This is a genomic window from Actinomadura craniellae, assembly GCF_003289645.1.
GTDB classification, from domain to species: domain Bacteria; phylum Actinomycetota; class Actinomycetes; order Streptosporangiales; family Streptosporangiaceae; genus Actinomadura_D; species Actinomadura_D craniellae.
Genome location: NZ_QLYX01000003.1, coordinates 248,642 through 262,769 on the forward strand (window position 1 = coordinate 248,642; position 14,128 = coordinate 262,769).

Annotated in this window: 19 protein-coding genes; 5 read left to right on the top strand and 14 right to left on the bottom strand. The window is 72.5% G+C overall.

What is annotated here, in order from left to right; translation table 11 throughout:
* Positions 1-328: 328 nt before the first annotated feature.
* Positions 329-721: a VOC family protein gene (locus DPM19_RS07865; RefSeq protein WP_111865004.1), complete on the bottom strand. Its 393-nt coding sequence runs from the start codon at positions 719-721 to the stop codon at positions 329-331.
* Between the two features lie 28 nt (positions 722-749).
* Entirely contained in the window at positions 750-1,187 is a 438-nt protein-coding gene (locus DPM19_RS07870) for an ATP-binding protein (RefSeq protein ID WP_146778770.1), read from the bottom strand.
* A 92-nt stretch (positions 1,188-1,279) separates the two neighbouring features.
* Here DPM19_RS07870 and DPM19_RS07875 point away from each other — a divergent pair, with 92 nt between their 5' ends.
* The 4 genes from DPM19_RS07875 to DPM19_RS07890 all read left to right on the top strand — a co-directional run bounded on the left by DPM19_RS07875 (position 1,280) and on the right by DPM19_RS07890 (position 2,810).
* Positions 1,280-2,095, top strand: coding sequence for a helix-turn-helix domain-containing protein (locus DPM19_RS07875; protein ID WP_111864183.1), 816 nt, complete (start codon positions 1,280-1,282; stop codon positions 2,093-2,095).
* Positions 2,092-2,277, top strand: coding sequence for a DUF397 domain-containing protein (locus DPM19_RS07880; RefSeq protein WP_111864186.1), 186 nt, complete (start codon positions 2,092-2,094; stop codon positions 2,275-2,277). The genes DPM19_RS07875 and DPM19_RS07880 overlap by 4 nt, the downstream gene beginning before the upstream one ends.
* A 138-nt stretch (positions 2,278-2,415) precedes the next feature.
* Entirely contained in the window at positions 2,416-2,628 is a 213-nt protein-coding gene (locus tag DPM19_RS07885; RefSeq protein ID WP_111864189.1) for a DUF397 domain-containing protein, read from the top strand.
* Positions 2,625-2,810: a DUF397 domain-containing protein gene (locus DPM19_RS07890; protein ID WP_111864192.1), complete on the top strand. Its 186-nt coding sequence runs from the start codon at positions 2,625-2,627 to the stop codon at positions 2,808-2,810. The genes DPM19_RS07885 and DPM19_RS07890 overlap by 4 nt, the downstream gene beginning before the upstream one ends.
* Before the next feature lie 17 nt (positions 2,811-2,827).
* Here DPM19_RS07890 and DPM19_RS35170 read toward each other — a convergent pair whose 3' ends face one another.
* On the bottom strand, positions 2,828-2,986 hold the full coding sequence (locus tag DPM19_RS35170) for a hypothetical protein (RefSeq protein WP_158566724.1): 159 nt from the start codon (positions 2,984-2,986) through the stop codon (positions 2,828-2,830).
* Positions 2,987-3,182: 196 nt separating this feature from the next.
* Here DPM19_RS35170 and DPM19_RS07895 point away from each other — a divergent pair, with 196 nt between their 5' ends.
* Positions 3,183-4,049: an alpha/beta fold hydrolase gene (locus DPM19_RS07895; RefSeq protein WP_407642493.1), complete on the top strand. Its 867-nt coding sequence runs from the start codon at positions 3,183-3,185 to the stop codon at positions 4,047-4,049.
* Positions 4,050-4,140: 91 nt separating this feature from the next.
* On the opposite strand, the gene DPM19_RS07900 is transcribed toward DPM19_RS07895, so the two are convergent.
* The 11 genes from DPM19_RS07900 to DPM19_RS07950 form a co-directional block, all read right to left on the bottom strand.
* On the bottom strand, positions 4,141-4,671 hold the full coding sequence (locus DPM19_RS07900) for a hypothetical protein (RefSeq protein WP_111864196.1): 531 nt from the start codon (positions 4,669-4,671) through the stop codon (positions 4,141-4,143).
* Between the two features lie 310 nt (positions 4,672-4,981).
* On the bottom strand, positions 4,982-6,151 hold the full coding sequence (locus DPM19_RS07905; RefSeq protein ID WP_233509969.1) for an acyltransferase family protein: 1,170 nt from the start codon (positions 6,149-6,151) through the stop codon (positions 4,982-4,984).
* Positions 6,152-6,321: 170 nt separating this feature from the next.
* Positions 6,322-7,254 carry an alpha/beta hydrolase gene (locus DPM19_RS07910; protein WP_111864198.1) on the bottom strand — a complete coding sequence of 311 codons (933 nt, stop codon included), beginning with the start codon at positions 7,252-7,254 and terminating at the stop codon, positions 6,322-6,324.
* A 341-nt stretch (positions 7,255-7,595) separates the two neighbouring features.
* A complete protein-coding gene (locus DPM19_RS07915) occupies positions 7,596-8,255 on the bottom strand; it encodes a response regulator (RefSeq protein ID WP_111864201.1) in 660 nt (219 codons plus the stop codon).
* On the bottom strand, positions 8,252-9,535 hold the full coding sequence (locus DPM19_RS07920) for a sensor histidine kinase (RefSeq protein ID WP_111864203.1): 1,284 nt from the start codon (positions 9,533-9,535) through the stop codon (positions 8,252-8,254). Before DPM19_RS07920 ends, DPM19_RS07915 begins: the two co-directional genes overlap by 4 nt.
* Positions 9,536-9,784: 249 nt before the next feature.
* A complete protein-coding gene (locus tag DPM19_RS07925; RefSeq protein WP_111864206.1) occupies positions 9,785-10,126 on the bottom strand; it encodes a HEAT repeat domain-containing protein in 342 nt (113 codons plus the stop codon).
* A 180-nt stretch (positions 10,127-10,306) separates the two neighbouring features.
* On the bottom strand, positions 10,307-11,389 hold the full coding sequence (hypE, locus tag DPM19_RS07930; RefSeq protein WP_111864209.1) for a hydrogenase expression/formation protein HypE: 1,083 nt from the start codon (positions 11,387-11,389) through the stop codon (positions 10,307-10,309).
* Positions 11,386-12,513, bottom strand: a complete 1,128-nt coding sequence (hypD, locus tag DPM19_RS07935) for a hydrogenase formation protein HypD (protein WP_111864212.1) — start codon at positions 12,511-12,513, stop codon at positions 11,386-11,388. The genes hypE and hypD overlap by 4 nt, the downstream gene beginning before the upstream one ends.
* 11 nt (positions 12,514-12,524) lie before the next feature.
* Positions 12,525-12,884, bottom strand: coding sequence for a HypC/HybG/HupF family hydrogenase formation chaperone (locus DPM19_RS37035; protein ID WP_111864215.1), 360 nt, complete (start codon positions 12,882-12,884; stop codon positions 12,525-12,527).
* Positions 12,862-13,227, bottom strand: a complete 366-nt coding sequence (locus DPM19_RS07945) for a hydrogenase maturation nickel metallochaperone HypA/HybF (RefSeq protein WP_111864218.1) — start codon at positions 13,225-13,227, stop codon at positions 12,862-12,864. The genes DPM19_RS37035 and DPM19_RS07945 overlap by 23 nt, the downstream gene beginning before the upstream one ends.
* Positions 13,220-14,125 (bottom strand): hydrogenase maturation protease, encoded by a 906-nt coding sequence (locus DPM19_RS07950; protein WP_199484918.1) that lies wholly within the window; start codon positions 14,123-14,125, stop codon positions 13,220-13,222. Before DPM19_RS07950 ends, DPM19_RS07945 begins: the two co-directional genes overlap by 8 nt.
* Positions 14,126-14,128 lie beyond the last annotated feature (3 nt).

Sequence of the window (14,128 nt, forward strand, 5' to 3'; positions counted from 1 at the left end):
AATGCGGCGCCGACCCCTCCCTCAAGTGATCGGTCCCTCAACCGGCTGACAGGGCTCGCCATCCCCAGCCCGGCGGCGCACCATCGCGAGGCGGGGCGGGCCGCCCACCTCCAGCGAAGAAATACACAGCTGATCCTTCAGCATCCGAGGTGCCGTGGCGCCCTGAAAGCTGAAGGATCACCTGGTCAGAGCCTAAGCAGTGGTGATCCTTCAGGATCCAGGGCGCCATAGCGCGCCGGATGCTGAAGGATCTTTAACGTTGCCGGGGCGCTCTGCGTTGAGGTCGGGGTTTCGACCGGGGCGTTCGCCGGGTGGGGATCGCCGTTCTTCAGGTGGGACCGAGCAGGTCCCAGCGGTTGCCGGCGAGGTCGAGGAACACGGCGACCCGGCCGTAGGGCTCGGTGCGCGGTGGGGTGACGAACTCGACGCCGGCCGCGCTCATCCGTGCGTGGGCGGCGTCGAAGTCGTCCACCCGGAGGAAGAAGCCGACACGGCCGGCGACCTGGTCGCCGACGGCGGCGGTCTGCCGTTCGCCGTCCGCCCGGGCGAGCAGGATTCCGGTTTCGGCGCCCGGCGGCCGGACGACGACCCAGCGTTTCGGACGGCCGTCGTTCGTCAGCGACGGCGCGTCCTCGACCAGGTCGAATCCCAGGGGGCCGGTGAAGAACTCGATGGCTCGGTCGTAGTCGTCCACGACGATCGTGATCAGGTCGAGTCGCACCTCCGCGAGGGTACGCGGCCCGCCGGGGTCAGGCATCGAGCGAGGCACAGACCCACTTGCCGGGACGGGTCCGCTCGATCCAGCACTCGCGGGCGAGCGTGGCGACGATACCGAGACCCCAGCCACCGTTCCGGTCGAAGTTCTCCGGTCGGAGATCGAGCGATTCCGCGGTGATGGCCGGGGGCGGGCCGGGCTTGGGAATCCGGTCGTCCGCGTCCCAGACGGCCATGACGATCCCTTCCATCCGGGGCCCGGCGAAGAGCCGGATGATGCCACCCGGCGGCGTGACGGCCACGGCGTTGTTCACCAATTCGGCCATGATCAGAATTCCGTCGTCCACGGCGTGGGGAAGGCCGATGTTCAGCAGGACTTCGGTCACGGCTGAACGCGCCAGACCCGCCACCGCCTTGCTTGCGAGAACGTCCCGGCAATAGATGATGTTGCTCCTTGTGGCCGTCATCGGCATCTCCCGAAAATCTCTGCGAATTACGACACAGAGTGGCGGGAGGAGAAGTAATGTCGCTACGTTCCCGAACCGATCGCAACGCTGGAGGAGTGATGACCACCGTCCGAGAACTGCTCGACCCCGACCGCTCCCTGTGGCATCTCATAGCCGTTGAACTGCGCAGACAGCGCGAGCTGAACAGGCTCTCCGGCTCTCGACTGGGGGTGGTACTCGACTGCGACCGCTCCACTGTTTCCAGGTACGAATCCGGGATCCTCAAGCTTCCAATCAAGCACGCCAAGATCCTCGACCGCGAATGGGGGACGGAAGGGCTATTTGCCCGACTTGTTCATTACGCGAAGTCCAAGAACAGCGAGGACTGGTTCATCGGCCTGACCGAGTACGAGGCGTACGCAACAAGAATCAAGATGTGGGAGGTTTCGTGGGTTCCCGGTCTGCTCCAAACCCCCGACTACGCGCGGGCGGCCTTGGCCGTGGGCATAGTCGACGACCCGGAAGCCGCTCTGGAAAAGAGAATGTCTCGCCAGGCGGCGGTTTTCGGCCGCCCCAAGCCGCCGTACATCTCGGTCCTCCTGAATTGGACCGTGCTCGCGCAGCCGGTGGGAAGCGCGAAAGTGATGCGGGAGCAACTGGCCCGCCTGCTCGAAGTGGGAGAACTCCCCAACGTCAGCGTGCGAGTGGTGGAGCAGGGCTCCGCGGCTCATGTGGGACTGGACGGTTCCTGCATGCTCTTTACGGTGGATGATAGGGACATCGGCTACGCGGACGCCCCCCACGGCGGGCGGTTGATCCGCGATCTGGCCGAGGTGCACAACATTGCGGTGCGGTTCGACCGCATCGGCGACATGGCAGCCCCCGTGGGCCCGTCACGGGCCCTGATCGAGAAAGCGATGGAGAGCTACCGATGAGCAAGTGGCGCAAGTCCAGTCGCAGCAACTCCAGTGGCGGAGCCTGCGTGGAGATCGCGAACCTCGCCGGAAACATCGGCGTGCGCGACAGCAAGGCCCCCGATGCCGGCCACCTCACTCTCTCCCCTGAGGGCTTCGCCGCCCTTCTGGACCGTGTGAAGCGGGCCGGATCGGGCTTCTAGCCTGGCCACGCTCCGGTTCACACCGGGCCGGTCACGGTCTGGCCCTGCGGGGCGACGGTGAGGAGATACTTGTCCTGGGAGGGCGGCGATGAGCGCCGACGAGTCCCTGTCCTTGCTTCATCGCATCGTGGAGGGTCTATGAACACGCCGGACCTGTCGGCCGCCCGGTGGCGCAGGAGCAGTCGCAGCGGAGACACGGGCGGGAACTGTGTCGAGTTGGCAGGGCTCGCCTCCCACGTGGCGCTTCGGGATTCCAAGGATCCAGACGGCCCCGCCCTGGTCTTCCCGGCGGCAGACTTCGCCGACATCCTCCACCGGATCAAGGCCGGCATGCTGGAGAGTCACCGATGAGCAAGTGGCGCAAGTCCAGTCGCAGCAACACCAGTGGCGGAGCCTGCGTGGAGGTTGCGAATCTCGCCGGAAACATCGGCGTGCGCGATAGCAAGGCCCCCGCCGCCGGCTATCTAACTCTCTCCCCCGAGGGCTTCGCCGCCCTTCTGGACCGTGTGAAGCGGGCCGGATCGGGCTTCTAGCCCGGCCATGCTCCAGTTCACACCGGGCCGGTCACGGTCTGGCCCTGCGGGGCGATGGTGAGAAGGTAACTGTCCTGGGCGGGGCGGCCGTGGCGCTCCCACGCGGCCACGGCCCGCTCGGCGTTCTCCCACAGCCGGCCCGGTTGTCGCCGCTCGTCAGGGATAAGTTCCAGCAAAGTGGTAACTAGTAGTTGTTCCTGGACAGCAAGGTGTAGGCGGGTGCGGATCGGGTGTGGCTCAAGTGCCCGGTTCCGGCCGCCTGCCGGACCGCCATCGGGCTGACCACGCCGGTGGGCGTGCCGTTCACCGGCGGTGGCGGGCGAAGAGCATCGGGGGTTGCTCATGGCTGTGACGCGTCACCACACCACTCGGGTGAACGGGCTGGATGTCTTCTACCGGGAGGCGGGGGATCCGGGGGGACCGGGCGTCGTGCTGCTGCACGGGACGCCGACGAGTTCGTTCATGTTCCGCGACCTGATCCCGCGGCTGGCCGAGGACTACCACGTCGTGGCGCCCGACTACATCGGCTTCGGGCTGAGCGGGGCGCCGCGGACGGACGAGTTCGACTACACCTTCGACGGGCTGACCGACGTGGTCGACGCCCTGCTCACCGACCTCAGCCTGCACGACTACGCCCTCTACGTGCAGGACTACGGCGCCCCGGTGGGCTGGCGCCTGGCGCTGCGGCACCCGGAGCACGTCACCGCGGTCATCACGCAGAACGGCAACGCCTACGACGAGGGTTTCGTCCCGGCGTTCTGGGAGCCGCTGTGGCGTTACGCCGGGCACCGCACGCCGGAGAACGCCGTGCCACTGCTGGACGCGCTGAGCCTGGACATGATCCGCTGGCAGTACACCCACGGCGTGCCGGACCCGGCGGTCGTCAGCCCGGACACCTGGATGCACGACTACTACCAGGTCAGCCGCCCGGGCAACCCGGAGATCCAGCTCGCCCTGTTCGCGGACTATCCCTCGAACGTGGCCCTGTACCCGGCCGTGCACGACTACTTCCGCTCCTCGCGGGTGCCGCTGCTCGCCGTCTGGGGGCGCAACGACGAGATCTTCGGCCCGGACGGGGCACGGGCCTTCATGCGCGACCTCCCCGACGCCGAGATCCACCTTCTCGACGGCGGCCACTTCCTCCTGGAATCGCATCTCGACGAGGCCACCCCGATCATCCGGGACTTCCTCGCCCGCACCTTCACGGCGCCCAGGCAACCCGAACGGACCCCCTCGTAGGGCCGCGCGGCCGCAAGGGCGGGCGCCGGGCCTGCGACCCGTGGAACCCCTGCCGGGCGGCCGGGACCGGCCGCCCGGCAGGGCGCCGGGTTCAGCAGCGGAAGGTGTGACTCACCGGGAGCCCGACGGTCCACACCTCGCCGGGGGCGTGCCAGCCGACCCCGGCCTCGGCGCGGACCACCGCGCCGTAACCGCATTGCATGAGGCCGCTGGATCCGGTGTCGGAGGATCCGGAACCGCCCGCGTCACCGTTGTAGGTGTTGACCACCTCGGTGGTGCAGTTCCCGCCCTGGGAGTTGCACTGCAGGATCCGGACGTAGAAGACATCCACGGTGTAGCTGGTCCTGCCGGGGACGTCCCGCACGGTGGCGTAGCCGCGGATGCGGTTGTTCGCCGGGTCGTAGTTGATCCAGGCGCACCGCTCGACCTGGTCTCCCATGCAGTGCCGTGTGCTCTCGACGGGGTACGCGTGGGCCGTTCCCGGCGTGAGCACCAGCGCCCCGGCCGTCGCGGCCATGACCAGCGAGCCGGTCAGCGCCCGCCGCCTCCTCCTGGACGCCTTGCGCACCGGGGTGGCGGGCCTCGACCCACCGGAGAGGGGCCGGGTGGTGGTCTGCTGCATGTGTCCCTCCTTGAGACGGGCAGCCGGTGGGGCACCGCCGCGAACGGGTCCACGCCCGTCCGGCGGGTGACGCGGTGTGGCGTCACGCCAGGAGTCCACGGCCGTCTCGCCCCGGTCCACAAGGTGGCCAGCCGTCCGGGACAGACCCGGCCGGCCCGTCGCCCCGGCGACCGGCCGGAACGTGTGGTGCGGGCCGCCGCGGTGGTGGGGTCGGGCAGTGCCCCCGGGCCCGTTCGTGGTCATCGGGACCGGCCGAGTCGCGGGATGCGGACCGCCGGGGCGGTGGAATCCGCCCGGGCCCGGCTCGGCGTTATCGGGATCGGCCGTGTTCGAGGCGGCGGAAGGCGAACCAGAGGGCGGCCAGGGCGGTGGCGAACGCGGGCAGCCAGAGCAGCCGGGCCGCCGCCCAGCCCGCGCCGTCGGGGGCGGTGTGCAGGCCGGGCAGGACGCCGCAGGGCAGGGCGATCAGCGCGACGGCCATCATCGCGGTCTGGTGCCACAGGAACACCGTCATCGCCGACATGTTGGCCAGTGCCACCCCGGCCCACACGCGGGGCCGGCGCGTCCACCGGGCCAGTCGGTCCCGGGCGAGCAGGGCCAGGCCGACCTGGGCGGCCCCGAAGGTCATGGCGGCGAGGGTGGGCGGGTTCAGGTTGGAGACCGGTTCGCCCGGGACCCCCACCATGCTCGCCGGGTAACCGGCCCACAGGACGAGGGCGGCCGTGGCGGCCGTGCCACCGGCCAGCAGGGCGGCCGCGGCCCGCCGGGAGGCCAGCGCGCCGCCGGCCCAGGCCACCCCCAGGTAGTACGGGACCAGCCAGCCGGCGAGCACGTTCGCCCAGCCGAGCCAGGCCGGGCCGCCGAACCCCCAGGGGTCCCCGTCCGCCGTCCCGGGCCCGAACCGGCACACGTCGACCAGCGCCGTCACCCCGAGCGGGAGCAGCACCCCCGCCAGGCCCAGCCGGTGCCACAGCGCCACCACCAGCGGGGCGAGCGCGGTGAGCGCGCCGAACACCAGCAGGAACCACAGCGGGCTGAGCACGAGCTTGACCAGCGGCCGCAACTCGCCGGACGTGAACCCGGCCGCCCACAGCACGGTGGTGAGGAGTGTCCACCCGAGCAGCAGGGCGGGCACCGGGCGGAGCAACCTGGTCAGGCGCCGCCGCGCCCAGGGGAGGTACGGGGTGCCCTGCCGCCGGCCGCGCGCCGCGGAGTAGCCGCCGACCAGGAAGAACACCGCCAGCGTCTGGAGCAGCCAGGACACCGGGACGAAGGCGGGCACGGACGCCAGCGGGCTGGCCACCCGGAGCCGGCCGTCGCCGGTCACCACGAGCGCGGTGACCAGCCAGTGGCCGGCGACGACGCCGAGGATCGCCAGGGCGCGCAGCGCGTCCACCGTGCGGTCCCGGCCCGGCGGGGTCATGGCCTCGATGCGGGCCACCAGGCCCTTCGGTGGGGCGGGCGGGGCGGAACCGGGCACGGTCGTCCTCCAGGTCGTCGTCGGTCAGCGGGCTGGGCGGTCAGCGGGCTGGGCGGTCAGTGGGCTAGGTGGTCAGCGGGCCAGGCGGTGGCAGGCCAGTCGGTTGGCGGGCAGGGCGGTCAGATGTCGGGCGGTGCGGTTCGTGCGCCGCGTGGTCGCGGCGTACCGGTTCAGGCGGGTTCGGGGACGTGGCCCAGCGCGATCAGGGCCAGGTTGCGGAGCGAGCGGGTGCCGGGACGCAGGTAGTCGGCGTGCGTGCCGGACCCGGCGGCAAAGATCCGGGCGCCGAAAGCGGGGGAGACCGGATCAGCACCGAACCCCGCTCCGAACACCCGGATATGCGGGATGTAAGCCATCCAGTCGCCTGAGGACCGGCCGGCCCAGACCCGTGCCGGGGTCCGCAGCCCGGCGGCCGAGCGGGCCGTGGTGCCGGGACTGCCGTACAGGGCGACGTCGTCCACGGGCAGGCCCGGCAGGGCGCGGGCGCAGACGACCGAGCCGTAGCTGTGACACAGCAACCCGATCCGCGCCCGACCGCCCCGGCGCAGCCCGGCGACGAACCGGCGCAGCTCGCGGGCCCCCGCGTCGGCCCGCCGGGTGCCGAGGACGGCGAAGCTCGACGTGGCGGGCGGGTCGTAGCCCAGCCAGGCGACGACGGCGGTCCGCGATCCCGGAGCGAGCCGCCGCACCTCCTCGCCCAGCGCCCGGGCGCCTCCTCCGACGAACTTCCAGGAGCCGTCGTAGTTGTCCAGGGAGTTGTCGGCCCCCGGCACCACGACCGCCACCCGCTCGGCCCTGGCGAGATCGCCGATCACCTCGACGGCGCGCCCGTCCCCGCGCCCGTCGAAGGACAGGAACCGCCGCCCCGGCCGCAGCAGCGCGGTCAGCGCCCGGACCCGGCCGGTGTCCCGCGCCCACCCGGCGACTTCCAGGGCGGACCGGATCTCCCGGTCCGCGGCGGCGTAACGGGCGTCGATCGTGGTGGCCGAGAGCGCGGGCAGCGGGCGGGGCACGGGATAGGGATCCGGCCGGGCCGCCCCGGCGGCCGGAACGACCGCCACGACGGCCGTGATCGCCATGACGGCGTGCGGGGGGAGGCGCATGTCGGACGTCCTTCCTGGTCGGCCGTGGTGTCGCGGTACCAGGAAGGTAGGAATCCGGCCTTGTAGCGCGGATCGGTCCGGGGAGCCGTCTTCCAGCTACGACCCGGGTACTACGGGGACCAACGCACCCGCTCCGCACCATGAAAGATCCTCCAGGGCGCTACAGCGCCGCAAAAGCCGAAGGACCACGTTCCAAGAGGCGGACGCACACTGATCCTTCAGCGTCCAGGGCGTTATGGCGCCTCGGATGCTGAAGGGTCACGCTGGTGGAGGCGCTGGAGGGCGGGCGTGGCCGGTACTGGTGCCGCGGGGAGGTCGCTGAGCTCGCTTCGAGGTGCGGTCTAGTCGCCGGGGCGGACCAGGCCCGTTTCGTAGGCGTAGACGATCGCCTGGGGGCGGTCGCGCAGGCCCAGCTTCGTCAGGATCCGGCCGAAGTGGGTCTTGACCGTCTGCTCGGCCACCACCAGTTCGGCCGCGATCTCGCCGTTGGACAGCCCCCGGGCGACCAGGGCCAGCACCTCGGTTTCCCGTTCGGTCAGGCCCGCCAGCCGCTCCCGGGAGGGGGCCCGGGGAGCGCCCAGCCGGGAGAACTCGGCGATCAGCCGCCGGGTGATCGAGGGGGACAGCAGCGCGTCGCCCGCGGCGACCACCCGGACCGCCGCGGCGAGTTCGGCGGCGGAGGCGTCCTTGAGGAGGAAGCCGCTCGCCCCGGCGCGCAGCGCCTCGTACACGTAGTCGTCGAGGTCGAAGGTGGTGAGCATGAGGACCTTCGGCCCGCCGGGCTCGCCGAGCAGCTTCCGGGTGGCCGCCAGCCCGTCCAGCACCGGCATCCGGACGTCCATCAGCACGACGTCGGGGCGGAGCCGGGCGACCTCGCGCAGCCCGGCCGCGCCGTCGGCGGCCTCCCCGACCACCTCGATGTCGGGCTGGGCGTCGAGCAGCACGCCGAAGCCGCTGCGCACCATGCCCTGATCGTCGACGATCACCACGGTGATGGTCACGCGTCTCCCTCCAGCGGCAGCACGGCGGCGACGGCGAAGCCGTCCTGCGGGGTCGGCCCGGCGGTGAGCTCGCCGCCCAGCATCGCGGCCCGCTCCCGCATCCCGATGACGCCGTGCCCGCCGCCGGCGGGATGCGGGCGCGGGGTGGGCCCGGCGGGCGGCGCCGAGTTGACGACCCTCAGCCGGAGCGCGGCGCGGTCGTAACCGACTTCGACCTGGACCCGGGAGCCGGGGGCGTGGCGCATGGCGTTGCTCAGCGCCTCCTGGACGATCCGGTAGGCCGACAGGTCGAGCCCGGGCGGGAGCGGCCGGGGCCGCCCGGCCACTGCGGACTCGATGGTCAGGCCGGTGGCCCGGGCGCCCTCGACCAGGTCGTTGAGGCGGCCGAGGCCGGGCTGCGGTGCGGTGTCGCCCGCGGCGTCCTCGCTGCGGAGCACGCCCAGGATCCGCCGCATCTCGGTCAGCGCCGCCAGCGCGGTGGCCCGGATCTCGGCGAGGTCCTGCCGGGTCCTGTCCGGCAGTTCGGGGACGGTGTACGGCGACGCCTCGGCCTGGATGGCGATCATCGACATGTGGTGCGCCACCACGTCGTGCAGTTCGCGGGCGATGCGCTGCCGCTCGGTCAGCACCGCCTCGGCGTCCCGGTGCCGGCGTCGCTGCTCGGCCAGCTCGTGCTGGGCGCTGCGGCGCTGGCGGACGGTGTACCCGAGCAGCAGCGGCACCAGGAGCAGCAGGGTGGCGGAGACCGCGGTCGGCGGGTCCATCAGCCACGCGCCGGCGATGGACAGGACGCCGACGCCGAGGGTGACCTCCCGTGGCGCCCGTACCGCCACCGAGTACAGGCAGAGCAGCACGGCGATGACTCCCCCGGGGACGTAGGGGAGGTCCAGCATGTGCCGGGGACTCGTCCAGAGCACCGCCAGCGCGGCCATCCGCCAGGCGGCGACCGGATGCCGGTGGCGCAGCACGATCGGCACGGCCAGCAGCGCGGCGTACAGCAGGAGGCCGATCGGGGGGTAGTCGGGATCGACCTTGTGGACCTCGGCGTCCAGCGCGCCGTAGGTCCCGAGCGTCAGGATCAGGGCGAGGACCAGGTCGAGCCCGCCCACCAGGGAACCGAACCGGACGCGGCGGAGGCCGAGCCGCCGGGTCCAGCGCAGCCACGCCGGCCACTCCTGGTCCGGCGGCGGGGGGTCGGCGACCCCGGTCAGCAGCGCGGCCACCACCGCCCGCCCGACGCGCCGTGCCATGCTCTGGATCTCCGCCTGACCCTCGGTCATACCGGGTCAGGCTACGCACCGCGCAGGTCGGAGCGCGTGCCCCCGGAGTACGAGACCGCGGCTGGCACCGCGGTAGGGGGTGGGACGATCCGGCTCCGAGAGGCGGCTTCGGCCTGCCGGGCCGGCACCGAGGTAGGGATCAGGCGATGCGCCTTCGGGAGGCGGCTTCAGCCTGTTGGGCCGGCACTGCGGTAGGGATCGGGTGCGCGAGGCGGCTTCGGCCTGCCGGGCCCGGCCGGTACCGGGGAGTCAGACGATCCAGCCCTCGACGCGGGCGCGTTCGAGTTCCTCCTCGGCCTCGCGGGTGTCGAGCATCTCCAGCCCGCGGATCGCCCAGAACTGCAGGGACTCGTCGTAGCCGCCGAGCTGGGCGGCGAGGACGGGCAGCGCCCGCGGCGAGCGGGCCTCGGCGACCAGTTCCAGCAGTTGGCAGCGGAGCGGGTCGTCCGCGGGTTCCCGGTCGAACGCGGCGAGAAGGTCGTCGACGTAGGCGTCGGCGTGCTCGCGCAGGAAGTCGAACCCCCGCTCCCGGGCCAGCGGGTCCGGGCTCCGCATCGACTCCAGCGCCCGGTCGAAGCGAGGGTTCGCCATCAGGCGGCCCTCCGGGGCGAGGTGGTACGTCTCATTCCGCCTAGTCTTCCGGGAAGGTCCGACAAGGCTCAACCGGTCGCCGCCGTGATCGTTGAGGATGGACGGTGCTCCAGCCCCACCTATCCTCAACGATCACCTGTGCGGCTGCCGGGCCGTTCGCCGCGGCGGGTGATCCCCGGCTTAGCAGATGCGGGGTAGCGGGTCGCCGACCAGGAGGTCCACGATGCGGGTGCCGCCGAAGGCCGTCCGGGCGAGGACCAGCCCGGGCGGGTCGGCGCGGACCTCGCCGATCACGGCGGCGCCGGCGCCCAGCGGGTGGGCGTGCAGGGCCGCCAGGGCGACGGCTGACTGCTCTCCGGGGACGACGGCGACCAGGCGGCCCTCGCAGGCGACGTAGAGCGGGTCGATGCCGAGCAGTTCCCCGGCGCCGGCCACCTCGGGACGCACCGGGACCGCCGCCTCGTCGATCACCACCCCGGCCTCGGCGGTGGTGGCGATCTCGTTGAGGACGGTGGCGACCCCGCCCCGGGTGGCGTCGCGCAGCACCCGGGCGCCGGGCGCGGCGTCCAGCAGCGCGCCGGCCAGGCCGTGCAGCGGGGCGGTGTCGGAGACCAGGTTCGCCTCGATGTCCAGCCCGCCCCGGGCCAGCATGATGGTGACGCCGTGGTCGCCGACCGGGCCGGACACCAGCACCGCGTCCCCGGGCCGGACCTGCGTCGCGGACAGCTCCGCCGGGCGCTCCAGCACCCCGATCCCGGCGGTGGTGACGTAGCAGCCGTCGCCCTTGCCGCGCTGCACCACCTTGGTGTCGCCGGTGACCACCTCGACCCCGGCGGCGCGGGCGGCGGCGCCCATCGAGTCGGCGATCCGGCGCAGGTCCTCGACCGGGAAGCCCTCCTCGACGACGAACGCCGCGGACAGGTACAGCGGCCGGGCCCCGCACACGGCCAGGTCGTTGACCGTCCCGTTGACGGCCAGGTCGCCGATGTCGCCGCCGGGGAAGAACAGCGGCGACACCACGTAGGAGTCGGTGGTGAAGGCCAGCCGGGTGCCGCCCGCCCGCACCGCGGCCCCGTCCGCCAGCGCCTCCAGCGCCGGGTTGCGGAACGCCTCCAGGAACACCGCGTCGATCAGCGCGTGCGTGGCCTTGCCGCCCGCGCCGTGCGCGAGCGTGATCCGCTCCTCCCGCACCCGGGGGCGGCGGCGCCGGGCCCGTTCGATCCGGTCCAGCACCTCCCGTTCCCGGGACTCCTCCACCGTCATGGCGCGCTCGTCTCCCTGAACCGTTCCCGGCTGAACCGGCCGAAGTTGTAGTACGCGGCGCAGGCCCCCTCGGACGAGACCATGCACGTCCCGATCGGTGTCTCGGGGGTGCAGGCGGTGCCGAAGACCTTGCACTCCCAGGGCTTGAGCACCCCCTTGAGCACCTCGCCGCACTGGCACGCCTTGGGGTCGGCGACCCGCACCCCGGGCAGGTCGAAGATCCGCTCGGCGTCGTGCTGCGCGTAGGTGTCGCGCATCCGCAGCGCGGAGTGCGAGATGATCCCCAGCCCGCGCCACTCGAAGTAGGGGCGCGGCTCCATCACCTCGCCGATCGCCCGCAGCGCCACCGGATTCCCGTCCCACGGCACCACCCGGGCGTACTGGTTCTCCACCTCGGCCCGGCCCTCGGCGAGCTGCCGCATCGCCAGGTAGACCGCCTGGAGGACGTCCAGCGGCTCGAACCCGGCGCAGACCAGCGGCCGGCCGTGGTCGCGGGCGATGAACTCGTACGGCCGGCAGCCGATCACGGTCGACACGTGGCCGGGGCCCAGGAACCCGTCCAGCCGCAGGTCGGGCGAGTCCAGGATCGCCTTGATCGCCGGGATGATCATCACGTGGTTGCAGAACACCGAGAAGTTCGCCAGGCCCTCCGCCGCGGCGCGTTTCACGGTCATCGCGGTGGACGGCGCGGTGGTCTCGAACCCGATGCCCATGAACACCACCCGGCGGTCGGGCTCGGCCCGGGCGATCTTCAGCGCGTCCAGCGGCGAGTAGACCATGCGGATGTCGGCGCCGGCCGCCTTGGCGTCCAGGAACGAGCCGTTCCCGCCCGGCACCCGCATCATGTCACCGAACGACGTCATGATCACGTCGGGTTCCGCGGCGATCGCGATGGCGTCGTCCACCCGGCCCATCGGGATGACGCACACCGGGCAGCCCGGACCGTGCACCAGCTCGACCGCCTCGGGCAGGTGGTCCTCCAGGCCGTGCTTGTAGATCGTGTGGGTGTGGCCGCCGCACACCTCCATCAGCCGGTACGTCCGGCCCGGCTCGCACAGCCCGGCGATCCGGGCGGCCAGCGCCCGGGCCTTCCCCGCGTCGCGGTACTCGTCGACGTAGCGCAACGTCCCTCCTCTCAGTCCCGTAGTGCGCGCAGGTCGTCGGGGTTCAGCCCGGCCCGCATGGAGTCCCGCAACGCCAGCAGCTCGCCTTCGTCACGGGCGGAGTCGCGGGCGGAGTCGCGCAGCGCCGCGAGCTCGTCGTCGTAGGCCGGCCCCATCTCCTCGAGGAAGTCCAGGACGGCCCGGGCCTCCGACTCGGAGATCCGGGACATCGCGAACCCGACGTGGACGAGCACCCAGTCACCGGGCCGCAGCTCCTCCTCGGCCAGCAGGGCGATATTGATCTTCCGGCGGACGCCGCTCACGTCCACGGTCGCCAGGTCGGGCGGATCGTCGTGGAACGCGATCAGCTCACCGGGGATCCCCAGGCACATCGGCGGCCACCTCCCGGACCCGGATCGATTCCAGGACGAGGTCGTCGCCGCCGGAGACCTCGGCGTTCGAGCTGCCGCACACCGGGCACGCCGGATGGGGCTCGGCGGCCTCCGTCCGGGCGCCGCACTCGGCGCAGCAGACCAGCGCCGGGACCACCACCAGGTCGATCTCGGCGCCCTCGGCCACGGTGCCCCGCGCGGCCACCGTGAAGGCCTGGTCGAACGCGTCGGGCGCCACCGCGTGCAGCGCCCCCACCCGGACGCGGACCCCGGTGACCGTGCGGCCCGCCGCGCTCTCCTCCACCGCCGTCACCAGCGGTTCGCAGATTCCCAGCTCATGCATCGTGGCTCACATCCGCCGCATCTTCATGTACCGCCGGATCTCCGGCCACTGGACGGCGATCGCCGCCCCCGTGCCCAGCCCGACCAGCACCATCGCCGTGCGCGTCTTCGTTCCCATCGCGGTTCCTTCTCAGCTCGTCCAGCAGTGACTCCACCAGCCGGGCGGCGGCCGGAACCGCCGCCCGCACCGGCTCGCTCAGCCCCACGACGACGTCCCCGGACGCCTCGCCGGGCAGGGCCCCCGGCTCGCACGCCACGACCAGCGCGCGGGCGGGGATCCGGCAGATCTCCCGGGCCAGCCGCAGCACCGCGACCGGGTCCATGCCGTGGGTCTCCATCGACGCCGCGTTCCCCGCCGCCGGGTGGTCGGGCTCCAGCAGGGAGACCGTGCCGGGCGGTTCGCCGCGCGGGGCGGCGTCGACGAACACCACGGCGTCGTAGTCGCGTTGCAGCGCGTACAGCAGGTCCATGCCGCGGATACCGAAGTCGACGACGTCCACCCCGGGCGGCTGCGGGCGGCGGGCCATCTCGCGCACCACCTCGACGCCGAACCCGTCGTCGCCGAGGAACACGTTGCCGATGCCGGCCACCAGGATCCGCGGCCCGTCGTCGGCCACCGGTTCGACCTCGGCGGGGGAGAAGAAGAACCGGTGCCCGGGCATCCGCGCGTCGCCCAGGTCGCGTCCGGGATCGTCCTCGACCGTCACCGCGAGGCTGACCGCCCCGGTGTCGTCGTGCTCGACGCACTCCACCACCGCGATCCGGCCGTCCAGTGCCAGGTCGAGCAGGTCGGCCCGGCCCTGGGGGCGCAGCCGGACCCGGCTGCCCGCCCGTACCTCGGCACCTCCCACCAGGGCCGTCTCCGGCCCCCTGCCCGCCATCTCAGCCCAGAAGTCCACCTG

Coding starts and splice junctions, on each gene's coding strand:
- DPM19_RS07870 (WP_146778770.1), bottom strand. CDS start 1,187: ATGCCGATGACGGCCACAAGGAGCAACATCATCTATTGCCGGGACGTT.
- DPM19_RS07875 (WP_111864183.1), top strand. CDS start 1,280: ATGACCACCGTCCGAGAACTGCTCGACCCCGACCGCTCCCTGTGGCAT.
- DPM19_RS07880 (WP_111864186.1), top strand. CDS start 2,092: ATGAGCAAGTGGCGCAAGTCCAGTCGCAGCAACTCCAGTGGCGGAGCC.
- DPM19_RS07885 (WP_111864189.1), top strand. CDS start 2,416: ATGAACACGCCGGACCTGTCGGCCGCCCGGTGGCGCAGGAGCAGTCGC.
- DPM19_RS07890 (WP_111864192.1), top strand. CDS start 2,625: ATGAGCAAGTGGCGCAAGTCCAGTCGCAGCAACACCAGTGGCGGAGCC.
- DPM19_RS07900 (WP_111864196.1), bottom strand. CDS start 4,671: ATGCAGCAGACCACCACCCGGCCCCTCTCCGGTGGGTCGAGGCCCGCC.
- DPM19_RS07910 (WP_111864198.1), bottom strand. CDS start 7,254: ATGCGCCTCCCCCCGCACGCCGTCATGGCGATCACGGCCGTCGTGGCG.
- DPM19_RS07920 (WP_111864203.1), bottom strand. CDS start 9,535: ATGACCGAGGGTCAGGCGGAGATCCAGAGCATGGCACGGCGCGTCGGG.
- DPM19_RS07925 (WP_111864206.1), bottom strand. CDS start 10,126: ATGGCGAACCCTCGCTTCGACCGGGCGCTGGAGTCGATGCGGAGCCCG.
- hypE (WP_111864209.1), bottom strand. CDS start 11,389: ATGACGGTGGAGGAGTCCCGGGAACGGGAGGTGCTGGACCGGATCGAA.
- DPM19_RS37035 (WP_111864215.1), bottom strand. CDS start 12,884: ATGTGCCTGGGGATCCCCGGTGAGCTGATCGCGTTCCACGACGATCCG.
- DPM19_RS07945 (WP_111864218.1), bottom strand. CDS start 13,227: ATGCATGAGCTGGGAATCTGCGAACCGCTGGTGACGGCGGTGGAGGAG.